Below are 16,494 nucleotides of genomic sequence, written 5' to 3'. Positions count from 1 at the left end.
GTGCCCGCCACGGGGCTCTGCCCCGGATCCCGGTGGGGCTTCGCCCCTGGCCTTTGCCCACCCGCCCGCCCGACTCGGTGGGCCGAGAGGTGCCCGCCACGGGGCTCCGCCCCGGGCCCCGGTGGGGCTTCGCCCCTGGCTTTTGCCCACCCGCCCGCCCGACTCGGTGGGCCGAGAAGCACCCGTCACGGGGCTCCGCCCCGGACCCCGGCGGGGACTGCGTCCCCTGCACCCCTCGCGGGGCTTCGCCCCCGCACCCCTCGCGGGGCTTCGCCCCCGCACCCCTCGCGGGGCTTCGCCCCCGCACCCCGGCTGGGCTCCGCCCCCGCGCCCCTGACGCCCCCAGCGGGGACCGCGTTCCTGCGCCCCCCCACGCAGCTTCCCCTGCCCCCACGGGCAACCCCTCCCAGCACCGCCCCGCATCACTCAGCCCGTCCGGCGTTTGAGGACGAGGCCGTTCAGGCCGACAGCGGGGGTCTGGGGGCGGCAGCCCCCAGGGACGCCCGCCCGCAGCCCAGCCCAGCCCAGCGGAGCGCACCGCACTGCTCACCCGGCGGAGCCGTTACGCTGGAGGCGTGGCAGTCCTCGATGTATCCGAAGAGCTCAAGTCCCTCTCCTCGACCATGGAGTCGATCGAGGCCGTTCTGGACCTCGACAAGCTGAGGGCAGACATCGCCGTGCTCGAGGAGCAGGCGGCCGCGCCGTCCCTGTGGGACAACCCGGACGAGGCGCAGAAGATCACCAGCAAGCTCTCCCACCTCCAGGCCGAGGTCAGGAAGGCGGAGACGCTGCGCGGCCGGATCGACGATCTTGCCGTGCTCTTCGAGATGGCCGAGGAGGAGGACGACCCGGACACCCGTGCCGAGGCCGAGTCCGAGCTCGCCGCCGTCCGGAAGGCACTGGACGAGATGGAGGTCCGGACGCTGCTCAGCGGTGAGTACGACGCCCGTGAGGCGCTCGTCAACATCCGCGCCGAGGCCGGTGGCGTCGACGCCGCCGACTTCGCCGAGAAGCTCCAGCGCATGTATCTGCGGTGGGCCGAGCAGCGCGGCTACAAGACCGAGGTGTACGAGACCTCGTACGCGGAGGAGGCGGGCATCAAGTCCACCACCTTCGCCGTGCAGGTTCCGTACGCCTACGGCACCCTGTCCGTCGAGCAGGGCACCCACCGGCTCGTGCGCATCTCGCCCTACGACAACCAGGGGCGCCGCCAGACCTCCTTCGCGGGCGTCGAGGTGCTCCCCGTGGTCGAGCAGACCGACCACATCGAGATCGACGAGTCCGAGCTGCGGGTGGACGTCTACCGGTCCTCCGGGCCCGGCGGCCAGGGCGTGAACACCACCGACTCCGCGGTGCGCCTCACCCACCTCCCCACCGGCATCGTGGTCTCCTGCCAGAACGAGCGGTCGCAGATCCAGAACAAGGCCACCGCCATGAACGTTCTGCAGGCCAAGCTCCTCGAGCGGCGCCGGCAGGAGGAGCAGGCCAGGATGGACGCCCTCAAGGGCGACGGCGGCAACTCCTGGGGCAACCAGATGCGTTCGTACGTGCTGCACCCGTACCAGATGGTCAAGGACCTGCGGACGGAGTACGAAGTCGGCAACCCCGAGGCCGTGTTCAACGGTGAGATCGACGGATTCCTCGAGGCCGGCATTCGCTGGCGCAAGCAGCAAGAGAAGTAAATTTGTCGACTTGGTAATCGCCGACATCGCCTGACAACTGCCGCCCCCGAGGCGGCAGTTGTCATTTGTCTGGGTTTTACGTCACAGTCACAAGCTCCAACCATCGGCAAAAAGCTTGTAATCGGACATCCCGCCCGCATCGGCCTTGACGTTGCTTTGAAAAATGGGAAAGGTGAAGCGTGGCATGCGTATCTCTGGGGCGCATGTGAACCGGGGGACTTGGACGGTGTCGTAGAACTCGTCAGCTGCCTCCGTCGATCACTGCCGGCCCCATGCGCCGCTCATCGACAACAGCTACTGGGGGTAGCAACCATATGACCAAGAAGACGCGGATCCGGCTCGCGCGGATCGCCGCCGGCGCCGTGATCGCCGCCGGTGCCTCGCTGACCGCCGCGGGCGCCGCCTCCGCCACGGAGGACGACTGCGTTCTCGGTGTCCTGTGCTCGGACGAGGCGCCGAGCCCGGACCCGACCGAGACGGCCCTCCCGACCGAGCTCCCGACCGCCACGGCGACGGAGACCACGGTCCCCACCGACGAGCCGACGGACCCGACCGAGGAGCCCACGGAGCCCACCGAGGACCCGACCACGGCCCAGCCCTCCGAGCAGCCCACCTCCAACCCGACGCACGGCAACGGCGGCGGGAACAGCCACGGCAACGGCAACGGCAACGGCCACGGGAACGCCGGCGGCAACAGCAACACCGACCCCGACGGCGGCTCCGGCACCTCGGCCCAGGAGGCGGGCACGTCCGCCCTCACCGACACCTCCTCGGGCACCGAGGCCCAGGGCAGCGGCAAGCAGCTCGCCGAGACCGGTGCCGCGCAGACGACCTTCCTGATCCTCGGCGCCGCCACCATGATCGCCGGTGGCATCGGCTTCCGCGTCCTGCCGCGCCTCGTCGGCGGCCGGGGCGGCGCGGCCGCCTGACGGTAGCCGGTCGCACACGGGCACGTACGGAACGTGTCCGCGTCGTAGGCGAAGGGCCCGGAGCATGTCGCTCCGGGCCCTTCGGCCGTTCTGTGGCAGGACTACGCGGGCTGTGCGGCTACGCGGTCTGGTGCGCCAGCAGCGCCACCGCGGCGATCAGCACCGCCAGCAGCGCGATCAGCGCCATCGGGTTCAGTCCCGCGAAGAAGTTCTCCTGCTGCAGCCGCTCGCGGTTGGCACGGCACACGGGGCACCGGCCCTCGTTCACGGGCGCCGCGCAGTTCGCGCACACCAACCGGTCGTACGTCATGCGCTCGCCCTCCTTGCACCGGCCTTCGCCTACACAACGCTTCCAGAAACGAGAACGTTCCCCCTCCACTGTGCCAGGTTCCCAAGGAAAGGGCGCGGTCGTCCGGAGAGAGCTCCCCGTCACAAAAGTGCACAACCCTCACGCAACCGTGACCGGCGACTGCACTCGCGCTCCTGGTTCGCGTATGGTCACGCTCATCTACCCCCGGCGACCCGTGGTGCATCCGTGATCCGATTCGACAATGTCTCCAAGGTCTACCCCAAGCAGACCCGCCCCGCACTCAGGGATGTGTCCCTGGAAGTGGAGAAGGGCGAGTTCGTCTTCCTCGTGGGGTCCTCCGGCTCCGGAAAGTCCACCTTCCTGCGGCTGATCCTCCGCGAGGAGCGGTGCAGCCACGGACAGGTGCACGTCCTGGGCAAGGACCTCGCGCGCGTCTCCAACTGGAAGGTGCCGCAGATCCGCCGCCAGCTGGGAACCGTGTTCCAGGACTTCCGGCTCCTGCCCAACAAGACGGTCGCGGAGAACGTGGCCTTCGCGCAGGAAGTCATCGGCAAGTCGCGCGGCGAGATCCGCAAGTCCGTGCCGCAGGTGCTCGACCTCGTCGGGCTCGGCGGCAAGGAGGAGCGGATGCCGGGCGAGCTGTCCGGCGGTGAGCAGCAGCGCGTCGCCATCGCGCGGGCCTTCGTCAACCGGCCCAAGCTGCTCATCTGCGACGAGCCCACCGGCAACCTCGACCCGCAGACCTCCGTCGGCATCATGAAGCTGCTCGACCGCATCAACCGGACGGGCACCACCGTGGTGATGGCGACACACGACCAGAACATCGTGGACCAGATGCGCAAGCGCGTCATCGAGCTGGAGAAGGGCCGCCTCGTCCGCGACCAGGCCCGCGGCGTCTACGGCTACCAGCACTGACCGCCCCGACGCTCCACGACGGAAAGGCTTAACCAGACGCCATGCGCGCCCAGTTCGTTCTGTCGGAGATCGGTGTCGGTCTCCGCCGCAATCTGACGATGACCTTCGCCGTCATCGTCTCCGTCGCCCTGTCCCTGGCCCTGTTCGGCGGTTCGCTGCTGATGAGCGACCAGGTCAGCACCATGAAGGGCTACTGGTACGACAAGGTCAACGTCTCGGTCTTCCTCTGCAACAAGAGCGACGCCGAGTCGGACCCCAACTGCGCCAAGGGCGCGGTGACCGAGGACCAGAAGAAGCAGATCCTCTCCGACCTGCACAAGATGTCGGTCGTCGAGAAGGTCTCGTACGAGTCGCAGGACGACGCGTACAAGCACTACAAGGAGCAGTTCGGCGACTCCCCGCTGGCCAGTTCGCTCACGCCGGACCAGATGCAGGAGTCGTACCGGATCAAGCTCAAGGACCCGCAGAAGTACCAGGTGATCGCGACCGCCTTCGACGGGCGTGACGGCGTGCAGTCGGTGCAGGACCAGAAGGGGATCCTGGACAACCTCTTCGGGCTGCTGAACCTGATGAACCGGGCGGCGCTCGGCGTGATGGCGCTCATGCTGATCGTCGCGCTGCTGCTGATCGTCAACACGGTGCGTGTCTCGGCGTTCAGCCGTAGGCGGGAGACCGGGATCATGCGGCTGGTCGGTGCCTCCGGCTTCTACATCCAGGCGCCGTTCATCATGGAGGCCGCGGTCGCCGGCCTCATCGGCGGCGGTCTCGCCTGCCTCTTCCTGGTCGTCGGGCGCTACTTCACCATCGACCACGGCATGGCCCTGTCCTCGAAGCTCAACCTGATCAACTTCGTGGGCTGGGACGCGGTGTTGACCAAGCTGCCGCTCATCCTCGCCACGAGCGTGCTGATGCCCGCTCTTGCCGCATTCTTCGCGCTGCGCAAGTACCTGAAGGTGTGACGCATGCCAAGAGGGCCGTACGGTCAACGGACCGTGCGGCCCTTCGCCTTGTCCTAGACTCACCCGCATGTCAGGCCGAGACCTGTTCTGTCAGCCCCGCCGCATCGGCCGCGGGGCGGCCCTGACATTGGTCTTCGCCGGTGTGCTGGTCACCGGCGCGGCGACCGGCTCCTTCCCGGACTCCGGCCACTCCGACCGCAGGACCGCGCAGGGCGCGGCCCGCACGGCCACCCGCAACGACACCGTCGAGAAGGCTGCCGCCGAGGCCCTGGCCGACGGCAAGTCCCCCATGGAGGCCGCCGAGCGGGCCGTGAGCCGCAGCGGGGACCGCTGGGGCGCCGTCTACTCCGAGGGCGAGTACGAGGAGTTCCAGGAAGCCCTCGACGGCGAGTACACCGGCGTCGGCCTGTGGGCGCGGCGCGAGCGCGACGGACGTATCGAGGTGACCAAGGTGCAGTCCGGGTCGCCCGCGGCCGCCGCCGGGATCCGCAAGGGCGACCGGCTGCGCAGCATCGACGGGGAGCGGGTCGACGGCCGTCCCGTCACGGACGTCGTCGCCTTACTACGCGGTGACGCGAAGGGCGCCGCAGCGGGCACCACCGTCCGCCTCGGCCTGGAACGCGGCACGCGCGCGTGGAACGAGACGCTGCGCCGGGCCCGCCTCTCCACCGACTCCGTCACCGTCCGCAGGCTCCCCGGCGGCGTCACCGTCATCCGGATAGCCGCCTTCACCAAGGGCTCCGGCGACGCCGTCCGCACCGCCGTACGGCAGGCGCCGGCCGACGCCGGGATCATCCTCGACCTGCGCGGCAACTCCGGCGGCCTGGTCACCGAGGCCGTCACCACCGCCTCCGCCTTCCTCGACGGCGGCCTGGTCGCCACCTACGACGTCGAGGGCGAGCAACGCGCCCTGCACGCCGACACCGACGGCGACACCGCCAGACCCCTGGTCGCGCTCGTCGACGGCGGCACGATGAGCGCGGCCGAGATGCTCACCGGTGCCCTCCAGGACCGCGGCCGCGCGGTCGTCGTGGGCTCCCGCACCTTCGGCAAGGGCTCGATCCAGATGCCGACCCGGCTCCCGGACGGCTCCGTCGCCGAGCTGACCGTCGGCCACTACCGCACCCCCTCCGGCCACGCCGTCGACGGCCGCGGCATCACCCCCGACCTGGAGGCCGGCGCACAGCCGCTGGAGCGGGCGGAGACCATCCTCAGCGGTCTGGGCGACCCGTCGTAGTTCCGCTTAAACGACTTCCCGCGCACCCCCTCCGTAGTGCGAAAATGGACGGCACTATGAGCAAGGGAATGTACGTACCGAAAGAGTCCCAGCAGAAGCAGCAGGGGACGGCCGCCAAAGCCAGGGACGGCGAGAAGGGCGGCAAGCGCAAGATCGTCGCCCAGAACAAGAAGGCGCGCCACGACTACGCGATCATCGACACCTTCGAGGCGGGTCTCGTCCTGAGCGGCACCGAGGTGAAGTCGCTGCGGCAGGGGCGGGCCTCGCTGGTCGACGGCTTCGTACAGATCGACGGGAACGAGGCGTGGCTGCACAACGCCCACATCCCCGAGTACAGCCAGGGCACCTGGACCAACCACTCGGTGCGCCGCAAGCGCAAGCTGCTGCTGCACCGGGAGGAGATCGACAAGCTGGAGGCCAAGTCCCAGGAGACGGGTCACACGATCGTGCCCCTCGCCCTGTACTTCAAGGACGGCCGGGCCAAGGCCGAGATCGCCCTCGCGCGCGGCAAGAAGGAGTACGACAAGCGGCAGACGCTGCGTGAGCAGCAGGACCGCCGGGAGGCGGGACGCGCCATCGCGGCGGCGAAGCGCCGGCAGCGGGGCGACTGACGGCGGGAAATACAGTGGCATCCGCGTGCCTTGGTCACGTACGATGGCACCAACACCGGACGAACGCCCGGTGTGCGCATTGATAAATCAACATGGGGATGATCGGTTTCGACAGCGGCTGTCGAAGCAGGGGAAGCGTGTCGAGGAAGCGGCCATGATCTCGTAAACCACAGGCCGAAAACAATAATCGCCACTGTTAAGAGCGATTCTCCTGAGCGTTTCGCCCTCGCTGCCTGATTAAGTAGCGAATCGCGAAACTCTCATTAATGGGAGTGTCAGCCCGGGGGTGTTCCCGACCCGGATCCTGGCATCAGCTAGGGGACTAAACCTTGATCCCGGTCACGGGGTGAAGAGGGAAATCTAACAGTGACTGGGCCCGTCGGCGACTTGTTCGCGTGATTGCCGGGGCCGAGAAAATCACAGCGAACTGCACACGGAGAAGTCCTGATTCCGCACCGTTGGACGCGGGTTCGATTCCCGCCATCTCCACTCATCCCATGCGGGGAAGGCCCTGCTGCTTTCGAGCAGCGGGGCCTTTGTCGTGCCGGGACAGCTGTACAACGACAGCGGCACAACGACAGCCGTACGACGACAGCTGCACAACCGAAGCAGGGGGACGATGACACGGCCGGACGAGCCGGACTACGTGTACTACGTGCTGTACGACGAGGATTTCGGGCTCAGCGGGCTCGCGGGGGAGCTGGCGGCAGGGGCCCTGTCCCCCGGAGACGATCAGGTCGGGGACGAGCAGCTCGGGAAGGACGCGCGGCTGCTGCTGGACTCCTCCCTGTCCGGGGACATGATGCGGACGCTGTGGCTGGCCGCCTGCCGGGAACGGTTCGATCCGGCCGGCCACGGAATGGACATGGGGTCCTGGCTGCGCCGGCTGTCGGACGAGCACCCGCCGCCCCGGAAGAAGTCCGAGCCCAGACCCACGAAGTACCTGAGCACCATCCCCTTCACCCCTCCTCGGCCCGTGCTGGTGGAAGAGGAGATGCGGGAGGCCGTGCTTGCGGAGATCCGGGCGTCCGAGCAGGACCTGGCACGGGCGGTTCCGCTCCCGGACGCCCTCCCGGCCCTGCGGCGGGTCGTCGCCGAGGTCGACGCGGACCTCGGCTTCCGGCTGTTCCTGCGGCTCCTGAAGGCGTACGGAGTGCGCGTCGGCAAGGAGCAGTACGACCGGTTCCTGGAGCTCAGCGACCCCTTCGAGTACCACGTCGGGGTCGTCCGCGACGACCTGGCCGTCGACTGGCCACCCATCGACACGACACGCCGCGACACCATCTGGGACTTCGGACTCTCGTCGCTCACCGACCGGTTCCACGACCACCGGTACGACGACACGGCGCGGGACGTGGTACGCGAGTGCGCCGAGGCCGACGACGCTGCGCAGACCCCGGGCACCGCGGCCGCCGTCCTGCTGGAGGACGTGCTGAGGCTGCTGGAGTCCCCGCTGTCCACCGACGCGATCACCGCACTGTGGCTCGTCGCGTCGGACGCCGGGTTGAGGCTCGACCGCTACGGCATCGACGCACGGCAGTGGCTGGAGCAGATCGCCGACGTCTGCCGGGAGCGGCTGCGGGACATCGCCCCGGACCACCGGTTCGTCCTCGCCCCGCCGGCGCGGACGGAGTTGCGGGACGAGGTGCTGCGCGAACTCCGGGACATCGCCCCGCAGATGGCGACGAGGAGCGTGAGTCCCGGCTGGCAGAGCGTTCCGGGTGCCGCCGCGGTGGAGGCGCTGGAGCAGGTCGTCGCCCAGGTTGATCACGACCTTGGATTCCGCCTGCTCCTCCGAGCCCTGAACGGCCTCGCCGTGCCGCTCACCGAGGAGCGGTACGCCCGCTACCAGGCCCTGGGCGAACGCTTCGGGTACGGCGAGTTCCACGTCTCGCGGGTGGATCACCTTCTGGAGCAGGAGTAGCCGCGTCGGCCCAGCACGCAGCGTGCAGGGCCTGCACCCTCGACGTGAACCGGTGTGCCGCGTACCGCTCGGGCGGGCCTGGGGCTCGGCTGAGCCGGTACGCGGCGCGGGACGTCAGCGCAGGGTGGAGTACGCACCCGCCGCCGAGTTGATCAGCAGGGCGATGGCGGCCGCCGCGACCGGCACCGCGAAGGCGGCCGCCGGGGAGGCGTGCTCCGCCAGGAAGCCGCCGGCCGCCGAGCCGCAGGCTATGCCGGTGAGCAGGCCGGTGACGACGAGGCTCATGCCCTCGTTCAGGCGCTCCTCGGGGGTGCGCCGCTGGACCAGGGTCATCGCGGTCACCATCGTCGGCGCGGTCGCCATGCCCGCCACGAGCAGGGCGGCCGCCAGCGCCCAGAGGGATCCCGTCGTGCGGGTGGCCAGCAGGGGCAGGGCCATCAGCGCGGTCATCGCGAGCAGGCACCTGGACAACCGTGGCCGGGCCGGCTTCAGCGCCCCGTACAGCAGCCCCGCCGCGCACGAGCCCGCCGCCTGGAGCGCCAGCACGGCACCCGCTGCGGAGCGGTGACCCTGCCCGTCCGCGTACGCGATCGTGACGACCTCCATCGAGCCGAACACCGCGCCGGTGGCCACGAAGCAGGCCAGCAGGGGCGGGATGCCCGGGGTGCGCAGTGGCGACGCGGCCTTCGTACGCGCCCTGGGCGGCGGCTCGGTGGCCCGCTGGGCGGTGAACAGCAGCATGCCGGCAAGGAGCAGCGCGGCCGCGGCGAGGGTTCCCGCCTCCGGGAAGAACGTCCCGGTCAGGAAGGATGCCAGGACCGGTCCGAGCATGAAGCACAGTTCGTCCGCGGCCTGTTCGAAGGAGTTCGCGGTGTGCAGGGTCCCGGGGTCGTCCCGCAGCAGATGGGCCCAGCGGGCGCGGGACAGGCCGCCGATGTTGGGGGTGGTGGCGGTGGCGGCGTACGCGGCGAACATGGTCCAGTCCGGGGCGCCGTAACGCACGCACAGCAGCAGCGCCAGGCTGCCCAGCACGGCAATGACCGTGGCTGGTACGGCGACCCGGGCCTGCCCGTGCCGGTCGACGAGCCGCGCCACCCAGGGCCCGGCCACCGCCGTGGCCGCCAGTCCGGTCGCGGTGACGGCGCCGGCGAGTGCGTACGAGCCCCGCGCACCGGCGATCATGACGACCGCGCTCACGCCGAACATGCCCATCGGCAGGCGGGCGATCAGGTTCCCGGCGGTGAAGGCGCGCGTGCCGGGGTGGGCGAAGAGACGGCGGTACGGGGCCAGGAGGGGGCGGGGCGCGGTGCGCCGGGGCGCCCTGAGTTGAGGCATTGCCCAACCCTCACCCGGAGTGGATCAAGGGGTCCAACACCTGATCGCCGCCGATTGACGCACCTGCGTTGTGAATTCTGTAAATTTGCCGGATGCCCACTCCCGCCCACCTGGACCCCCGCCTCCTGCGCGCTTTCGTCACCGTCGCCGAGGAACTGCACTTCACCCGGGCCGCGGCCCGCCTGTACGTCGCCCAGCAGGCGCTCAGCCGGGACGTCCGGCGGCTGGAGCGGGAGCTGGCCGCCGAGCTGTTCGTGCGGACCACCCGGCAGGTGACGCTGACCGCCGACGGCGAGCGCCTGCTGCCGTACGCCCGCCGGGTCCTCGCCGCGCAGGACGACCTCATCGCCGCCTTCGGGCAGGCCCGCCCCCTGCTGGTGGACCTGAACTCCCCGGGCCTTGCCACCGGCCGCCGCGTGCTGCACCGGGCCCGCGAACTCGCGCCGGACCACGAACTGATGGCCCGATACGAGAGCGGGCTGACGGGAGCGGCGGCCGAACTGCTCGCCGGCCGCCTCGACGCCTCCTTCGGCCGCTTCGCGGGCCTGGCCCCCTCGCTGCGGGCCGGTCTCGCCCACCAGCCCGTGCGGTACGAGCCGATGGCCGTCGTCCTCCCCGACGACCATCCGCTGGCCCCGCTGGAGGCGGTGCCGCTGGCCGCGCTGGCCGGGGAGACGGTGTATGCCGGTGCCGGGAACCCGCGCACTCCCGAGTGGACCGACCTCGCGCACCACCTCTTCGAGGGACGTGGCATCCGGGTCGCCCCACCCCTTCCGCTGGCCGTCGGGGACGAGGAGTTCGAACGGATCATGGCGAAGACACGGAACCCGATCCTCGCCGTGCTGGACTTTCCGGCCATGCCCCGGACCGTGCTGCGGCCCCTCGTCGATCCTGTCCCGTTGTCGCCTGTGTCGCTCGTGTGGCGAAAGGGTCTGGTCCATCCCGGGTTCGACGCGCTTCGACGGGCCGCGGCGGAGATCGCCACCGACGAGGGCTGGCTGATACGCCCCGCCAATGGATGGATTCCAGCCACGGATGGGGCCTTCATGAATGCCCACAGATGACACATGAACATCGCGGCGAACCGGAGCCCACGCCCCGCCCGGGGGTTCCGCTTCGACACAACCGAGCCGAGGGGGAGGCGTCGGCGAGCCGCGGACCGAACGGAAGCCGCGCGACGACGGCTTCACGAAACCTTTGCAAGGGCCAACTCGTCGGCAGAACCCGGCTGTTGCAATGTCACAGAACGGCAATCATCACCCCGTACTGAACCGCTGGTTCACCCTCCTGTGCCCCTTCATGTCCGATTCGCCGGGGCGTGGGCAGGGCAATTCGCTCTGGTGCAGCGTCAGTCGGGCCCGATACCGTATGGGGCTGCTTCTCAAACCCCAACCGCCCCACCAGGAGCCCACCGTGACCCGCCGATCCCGCCTGCTCACGACAGCCGCCGCCGGTGCTACGGCCGTACTTCTGCTTGCTGGGTGTGGTGGGGGTGGGTCCAAGTCGAAGTCGAACGACAAGATTGCGGGGGCGGATACGGGGGGCGAGGCGTCGTCCTCACCGAGTGCCACTGCGTCGAGTTCGGCTGATCGCCCGAAGATCGCGTTGCCGTCGGACGTCACGGACAAGTACGACGACTGGAAGACGGGTGACGCGACCAAGGACGCGGTCCTGGCGGACACTGCCGCACGTATTGATGCCACGAACGACGCTATCCTGCGCGGCGACACGGGCACGCCGGGCCTCTCGTTCTACTACCGGGACAAGGCCCTGACGGACGCGGTGGCTTGGGTGCAGGCGTACCTGGATGCCAACCTCTCCTTCACCGGCACCACTCGCTACTACGCGCCGAGGGTCACGCTTTCCGGTGACACAACAGCCTCTGTTGTCTATTGCTCTGACGAGAGCAAGGGATTCAACAAGAACCGCAAGACCAGCAAGGTGGACAAGACTCCTTCAAAACAGAGTCCTTACGTCCTGTACAACACGCGTCTCCAGAAGAACAAGAAGGGCGTGTGGCAGACCACCAATCTGATCTCGAAGCGGGGGAGCAAGGCATGCGTCGCGTGAGCAGATGGAGGAAGAGCCTTGCGCTGGGCGCTCTAGTGGCCGCGTGCGTGTCCGGGCTGCCGGGCATCGCTCAGGCTTACGGGCCTGGTGACGGCCAGGGGTCGCCCCCTCCGACAACCTCCGGAAATTCAGACGACAAGGGCACGCTCTCTGCTGGTGTCGTCGTCTACGACTTCTCCAAGAACGGCTCGGGACAGTCAGCCGGCGCTGTGAGCTCAACGACGACGTGGACCCCGCCCGCCTGCTACTACGCACCCAAGTTCACGCCCGCGAAACTCAAGGCGTACCTGGAGCCGATCTGGGAGGCCGACTCAACCGGTTACGAGTGGGATGCCGAACAGCGTGATCGGTATGTCAATGGGCACCCGTACAAGGACTTCAACAAGGACAAGGCAGAAAAGGGCTATTGGTGGGATTCGTACGTCACGAAGGGGCGTGAGGGCGACCCGCGTGCTCTGGACTGCGACAAGCCTATCTTTTGGGTGGACAAGGGCGACAACCCGCCGACGGACATCGAGAACGCCGTCACCCCGAAGGTCCTCGCCGAGCTTGCGTACAACGAGATCCGTGTGCCCAGCACGAAGGTGACCCTCGCTCCCGCGGACAACACAAAGGTGAACCTGCCCACCTGGGCCTGGCTGGACGGTGCGAAGTTCAAGCCGGTGTCCGTGACCGCTTCCGTCCCGGTGCTCGGCATCTCCGCGACGACAACGGCGGAACCTGTCAGTCTCAAGATTGACCCGGGTACGACGGACGCTGAGACCTACCCGTCCTCCGGTGTCTGTCAGATCAGCAACGGCAGCATCGGCGAGGCGTACGCCAAGGGCAAGGCCGACGAGACGCCACCCTGTGGAGTGAAATACCTGCGCTCCTCGGGCGCTGGGTCGTACCCCCTCAAGGCCACCATCACCTGGAAGATCCACTGGACCGGCAGTGACGGTGCGGGCGGCGATCTGCCTGATGGCACGTTCGGTGCCAATCAGACTGTCGTGGTGCAGGAGATCCAGGCCGTCAACAGGTGACAGAGGGCACCAGTCCGTAGACCACTCGTCCCTGCGTGGCAGGGGCGGGTGGCCCTCTGAGTCGACAAGCGGATAGCGTGCTTCCGCCTTCATGCTGTGACCGACCCAGGGGAGTGGACGCGTGGCAGACCAGCTGGCCGTTGACGACGACGAGCTGAAGCGCTTCATGAAGTTGCTGAACAAGTCGAGCGACTCACTGAAGGGCCTACGCAAGGCGCTCAGCGACGCGACCGTCACCGGCCTGGGCACGGACGACCTCGACTCCGCCTGTGAAGACTTCCAGGAAGACTGGAAGTGCGGCACCGAACAGATCGGTGAGCAGACCGAAGATCTCGCCAAGATCATCGGCCAGAGCAAGGACAGCTATCAAGAAGTTGACAAGGCGCTGGAAGAAGCGCTGAAGAAGGGTAAGCGCGGCAAGAAGGACGGCGGTAAGTGACGTACTCGCCGGGGATCGAGGCCGCCAACCCGTACCCCGATTCTTCCGCGCGCCGCAATGCGGACCTTCCGCAGGGGATGAAGTCGAGTCCCTACGGCCCAGACCTTCCGAACCCGTATATGCACCTGGGTTTCAATCCTGTTCCCGGCGACACCGACACGGTAAGCGAACTACACAAGAAGCTCGCCTCTTGCGCCAAGGCCTTGGAGGAGACGCACGGGCTGGTCACAAAGCTGATGGAGGGCAGCTACTGGAAAGGTGATGCCGCTGTCGCCTTCCGGGAGGAACTCCAAGGCGGTCCGCTGCCGCTCAACCTCAAGAACGCTGCGCATTCGATCCGCAAGGCGGCCAGGCAACTGGACAGCTGGGAGGGCGAACTCGACGATTTCCAGCGCCGCGCCAAGCGCCTGGATGAGGATGCGAGGGACGCCCGAGACGCTCTGGACAAGGCCAAGGGCCACGCGAGCAAGGCGAAGAACGACCCCGACCTGGACAAGAGGGGCACTCGCCGCGACGACGCCCAGAAGGATCTGACCCACGAGAACACGGCCGTGGAGAACGCCCAGGCAGACCTCGACAAAATCATCGGCAAAGCGAAGAAACTCGCTGAGGAGCATGAGGAGAAGGCCCGCTACCGGGCAGGAAAGATCCGCGACGCGACGAAGAAGCTGGCGCCACACGAGCCAGGATTCTTCGAGAGCGCTCTGGACTGGATCACCGACAACCTGCCGGACATCCTCAGCTGGGCGGCGGCCGTGGTCGGCATCGTCGCTCTGTTCGTACTTTCGGGCGGAACCGCTGCAGCGGTACTGCTGCTGGCTGCTGCCGCGTTGAGCGCGGGAGCTGTCGCTGGGCGGTTGTCAGATCCGGAGGTGCGCGCGTTTCTATGGGACGGTATCCGCCATGGGGAGTTCGACGCGGACTTCTGGAGTAATGCAATCGGCGTGACGGCAGACGGGCTGGGGATGTTGCCTGGGCTCGGAGCCGCGGTGAAGGGAGCGCCCATGCTGCTCAGGGGGGTCGGTGAGGCTGGCGAGGCGCTCTCGCTTGGTCAGCGCCTTGCTGGTGCCGGGAGCAAGACCATGGCGAGCGCGAAGGAGTTCTCCGAACTGCACAATCCGTTCACCACCTGGGTGGTGGAGAAGGCACCCAAGCTGACCAAGACGGTTGAAGGCCTTGAGAAGGCCGCCCCGTGGGCAGGATTCACCACGGCCTCCTACGGAATTGCCGCGAGCCTGGTCGACGCAGTAGACAACGACACGACGGCGAACGCCGGTACTTCGGTGGATGGCTTCTTCCTCGGCCCGATCGACGTGGGCGAAACTGTCGACCTTGCCCGCAGGGTTTTCCAGTGACCGCCGATCCGCAGCAGCGACACCCTGAATCGAACTCGAAGGCAAACCCCTATGCATTCCACGGACCACACCACGGCGTGGGACCATCCTCCGACACGTGGCGCCTGGACACGTCACATGATCATGAACGTGCTGGGGCTCGTTGGCTGGCCCGCTGGATGGATCGCACTTCTGGGCATCTCGGCATACACGCCGAACTGGGCCGTGTGGGTCTTCATGCCTTACTTCCTCTACGGCTTCTACCGGTTTTTCAACCAGCTCACGTACTTCCCCCGGGGCCTACGGATGCGCCGCGTCCTGCGTGAATACCCCTGGCAGATCCTCGAAGAAGTGCCCAGCGGTCTCGGTAAGTACCCTGGCGCTCACGACGACGGAATGTGGTTCGAGTTCCGAAACCCAGCTGACCTCGACGAGAAGATCCCGCTGGTGTTCATCAAACACCAGCGGTCGTACTGGTGGCTGAGACGACTGGAAGGCCCTCGCACCAAACCTGAACGCAGGGCTCAGATCGAACCCCTTTGGTTCGCAGGCGACCCACGCTTCCTTGCGGTTGTTGCTGCTCCTAAGCGGAGTGGCAAGGCGCCCAGGCGTCTACACCTTCTCTATCAACGCCCCGTCTTCGACAGGCGCTGTGCGCCCGAGACCTGGGGCGCCGGTGCTGCCGACATCGAGCGTGCCCGCCGCGCTGGCGCCCCGTATAGCGGCAACGTTCCGCAGCTCCACGCGTAGCAATGGAACCTCACAAACCCCTGACTCATGACGGCAACAGCACCCACCTTGAACATTCATCCGAACATGAACGCGGAGGGAGAGGGCATCTGGTTCGCCACTCCTCCCGGGTTCACGTCGCTTCCCCTTGACGCCCTACTAGCCCCGCAAGCCTCTGCCAAGGCCGAAGAGTCCCGCGAGGTACTGGCAGCCGTCCTTGCAGCGGCCCCGGACGACGTTGTCCGCCAGCAGGTCCTTGCCGACCTGGCCAACGCTCTTCGGTTGTTTCACACCCTGCGGGCGGAGGGAACGGTGTACCTCTCCCTGGGCCTGCACCGTGACGACATCAGCGAGAGGCACGGGGACGCGCTGCTGTCCCTGTTCACCATCACCTGGGTGGACACGGCGTGGGCCCCGCGGGGAGTTACTGCCGCCCGCTCCGTCGCGCAGGCCGAAGGTCACACAAACATCGAGTACGCAGAACTTCCTTGCGGCCCGGCTACGTTCAGCGAGAGTGTGCTCACGCCCACCGACGAGTCGGGCTTGGCCCAGAAACCGCTGCTCCAGATTCACGGCCATCTCCCCCACCCGGACGGCAGGAGTTTGGCAGTCCTCACTCTGAGCACGATCGCTGCGGTTCATCGCGAGCACTACCGTGTGATACTCCGCCAGATTGCCGAACTGGTCAGCTTCAACGACCCCTTCGCATCGATCCCAGAGGCTTCGGAGCGGTGAGGCCCAGGCCATCGCCACCATTGCCCTGGGCCTCGCGACCAGCCGTCAGCCATATCCGACGCGGAGAGCGATCCGGTGGCGTCTCCTCCGGCAGGGTGTACTTCTCTTGGTGGTGTGGCCGGCTCTCATCCTGGTTCCGCCGATTTCCGGCGTGACCGGCTCATTCCGCTGTTTGGCATGGTCCTGTGCACCGGCGTGCCGATCCTCCTTCCGCTGAACATCTGGACCGCCATCTCAGCGTTCCGCATCCACCGCACTCTCAG

Annotated in this window: 16 protein-coding genes and 1 other RNA gene; 15 read left to right on the top strand and 2 right to left on the bottom strand. The window is 67.9% G+C overall.

The genetic code is table 11. The annotated features are described in order from the left end of the window. Window positions 1-575 precede the first annotated feature (575 nt). Together prfB and ACIPSA_RS06440 are read left to right on the top strand one after the other, a co-directional pair. Window positions 576-1,682: a peptide chain release factor 2 gene (prfB, locus tag ACIPSA_RS06445; RefSeq protein WP_402629260.1), complete on the top strand. Its 1,107-nt coding sequence runs from the start codon at window positions 576-578 to the stop codon at window positions 1,680-1,682. A 314-nt stretch (window positions 1,683-1,996) separates the two neighbouring features. Further along, a complete protein-coding gene (locus ACIPSA_RS06440; RefSeq protein WP_402629257.1) occupies window positions 1,997-2,611 on the top strand; it encodes a hypothetical protein in 615 nt (204 codons plus the stop codon). Window positions 2,612-2,729: 118 nt separating this feature from the next. On the opposite strand, the gene ACIPSA_RS06435 is transcribed toward ACIPSA_RS06440, so the two are convergent. Continuing rightward, window positions 2,730-2,921, bottom strand: a complete 192-nt coding sequence (locus ACIPSA_RS06435; RefSeq protein WP_235452640.1) for a hypothetical protein — start codon at window positions 2,919-2,921, stop codon at window positions 2,730-2,732. Window positions 2,922-3,146: 225 nt separating this feature from the next. Here ACIPSA_RS06435 and ftsE point away from each other — a divergent pair, with 225 nt between their 5' ends. The 6 genes from ftsE to ACIPSA_RS06405 all read left to right on the top strand — a co-directional run bounded on the left by ftsE (window position 3,147) and on the right by ACIPSA_RS06405 (window position 8,567). Beyond that, a complete protein-coding gene (ftsE, locus tag ACIPSA_RS06430; RefSeq protein ID WP_361289025.1) occupies window positions 3,147-3,836 on the top strand; it encodes a cell division ATP-binding protein FtsE in 690 nt (229 codons plus the stop codon). Between the two features lie 41 nt (window positions 3,837-3,877). After that, window positions 3,878-4,795: a permease-like cell division protein FtsX gene (gene ftsX, locus ACIPSA_RS06425; protein WP_402629252.1), complete on the top strand. Its 918-nt coding sequence runs from the start codon at window positions 3,878-3,880 to the stop codon at window positions 4,793-4,795. 67 nt (window positions 4,796-4,862) lie between these two features. Then, on the top strand, window positions 4,863-6,032 hold the full coding sequence (locus ACIPSA_RS06420; RefSeq protein ID WP_402629250.1) for a S41 family peptidase: 1,170 nt from the start codon (window positions 4,863-4,865) through the stop codon (window positions 6,030-6,032). A gap of 68 nt (window positions 6,033-6,100) precedes the next feature. After that, window positions 6,101-6,643 (top strand): SsrA-binding protein SmpB, encoded by a 543-nt coding sequence (gene smpB, locus ACIPSA_RS06415; protein ID WP_402629539.1) that lies wholly within the window; start codon window positions 6,101-6,103, stop codon window positions 6,641-6,643. 94 nt (window positions 6,644-6,737) lie between these two features. Continuing rightward, window positions 6,738-7,135: a transfer-messenger RNA gene (gene ssrA, locus ACIPSA_RS06410) on the top strand. A gap of 127 nt (window positions 7,136-7,262) precedes the next feature. After that, window positions 7,263-8,567: a hypothetical protein gene (locus tag ACIPSA_RS06405; protein ID WP_402629247.1), complete on the top strand. Its 1,305-nt coding sequence runs from the start codon at window positions 7,263-7,265 to the stop codon at window positions 8,565-8,567. 114 nt (window positions 8,568-8,681) lie between these two features. Here the strand turns inward: ACIPSA_RS06405 and ACIPSA_RS06400 are convergent, their stop codons facing one another. Next, window positions 8,682-9,902, bottom strand: coding sequence for an MFS transporter (locus tag ACIPSA_RS06400; RefSeq protein WP_402629244.1), 1,221 nt, complete (start codon window positions 9,900-9,902; stop codon window positions 8,682-8,684). A 92-nt stretch (window positions 9,903-9,994) separates the two neighbouring features. Between ACIPSA_RS06400 and ACIPSA_RS06395 the strand changes: the two genes are divergently transcribed. From ACIPSA_RS06395 to ACIPSA_RS06365, 7 genes are all read left to right on the top strand, one after another. Continuing rightward, complete coding sequence (locus ACIPSA_RS06395) at window positions 9,995-10,966, top strand: LysR family transcriptional regulator (protein WP_402629241.1); 972 nt, start codon at window positions 9,995-9,997, stop codon at window positions 10,964-10,966. A gap of 349 nt (window positions 10,967-11,315) precedes the next feature. Continuing rightward, window positions 11,316-11,972: a hypothetical protein gene (locus tag ACIPSA_RS06390; RefSeq protein ID WP_402629237.1), complete on the top strand. Its 657-nt coding sequence runs from the start codon at window positions 11,316-11,318 to the stop codon at window positions 11,970-11,972. Continuing rightward, entirely contained in the window at window positions 11,960-12,994 is a 1,035-nt protein-coding gene (locus ACIPSA_RS06385) for a hypothetical protein (RefSeq protein ID WP_402629536.1), read from the top strand. Before ACIPSA_RS06390 ends, ACIPSA_RS06385 begins: the two co-directional genes overlap by 13 nt. A gap of 121 nt (window positions 12,995-13,115) precedes the next feature. Continuing rightward, a complete protein-coding gene (locus ACIPSA_RS06380; RefSeq protein WP_402629234.1) occupies window positions 13,116-13,433 on the top strand; it encodes a type VII secretion target in 318 nt (105 codons plus the stop codon). Further along, entirely contained in the window at window positions 13,430-14,788 is a 1,359-nt protein-coding gene (locus ACIPSA_RS06375) for a hypothetical protein (protein WP_402629231.1), read from the top strand. The genes ACIPSA_RS06380 and ACIPSA_RS06375 overlap by 4 nt, the downstream gene beginning before the upstream one ends. A gap of 117 nt (window positions 14,789-14,905) precedes the next feature. Then, on the top strand, window positions 14,906-15,517 hold the full coding sequence (locus ACIPSA_RS06370) for a hypothetical protein (protein WP_402629228.1): 612 nt from the start codon (window positions 14,906-14,908) through the stop codon (window positions 15,515-15,517). 66 nt (window positions 15,518-15,583) lie between these two features. Further along, window positions 15,584-16,231: a hypothetical protein gene (locus ACIPSA_RS06365; RefSeq protein WP_402629225.1), complete on the top strand. Its 648-nt coding sequence runs from the start codon at window positions 15,584-15,586 to the stop codon at window positions 16,229-16,231. The last annotated feature ends 263 nt before the right edge of the window (window positions 16,232-16,494 follow it).

This window comes from Streptomyces sp. NPDC086549, assembly GCF_044746205.1.
Taxonomy (GTDB): Bacteria; Actinomycetota; Actinomycetes; order Streptomycetales; family Streptomycetaceae; genus Streptomyces.
The sequence above is the reverse complement of the archived record's forward strand: the minus strand, read 5'-3'. Positions and strand labels throughout refer to the sequence as shown.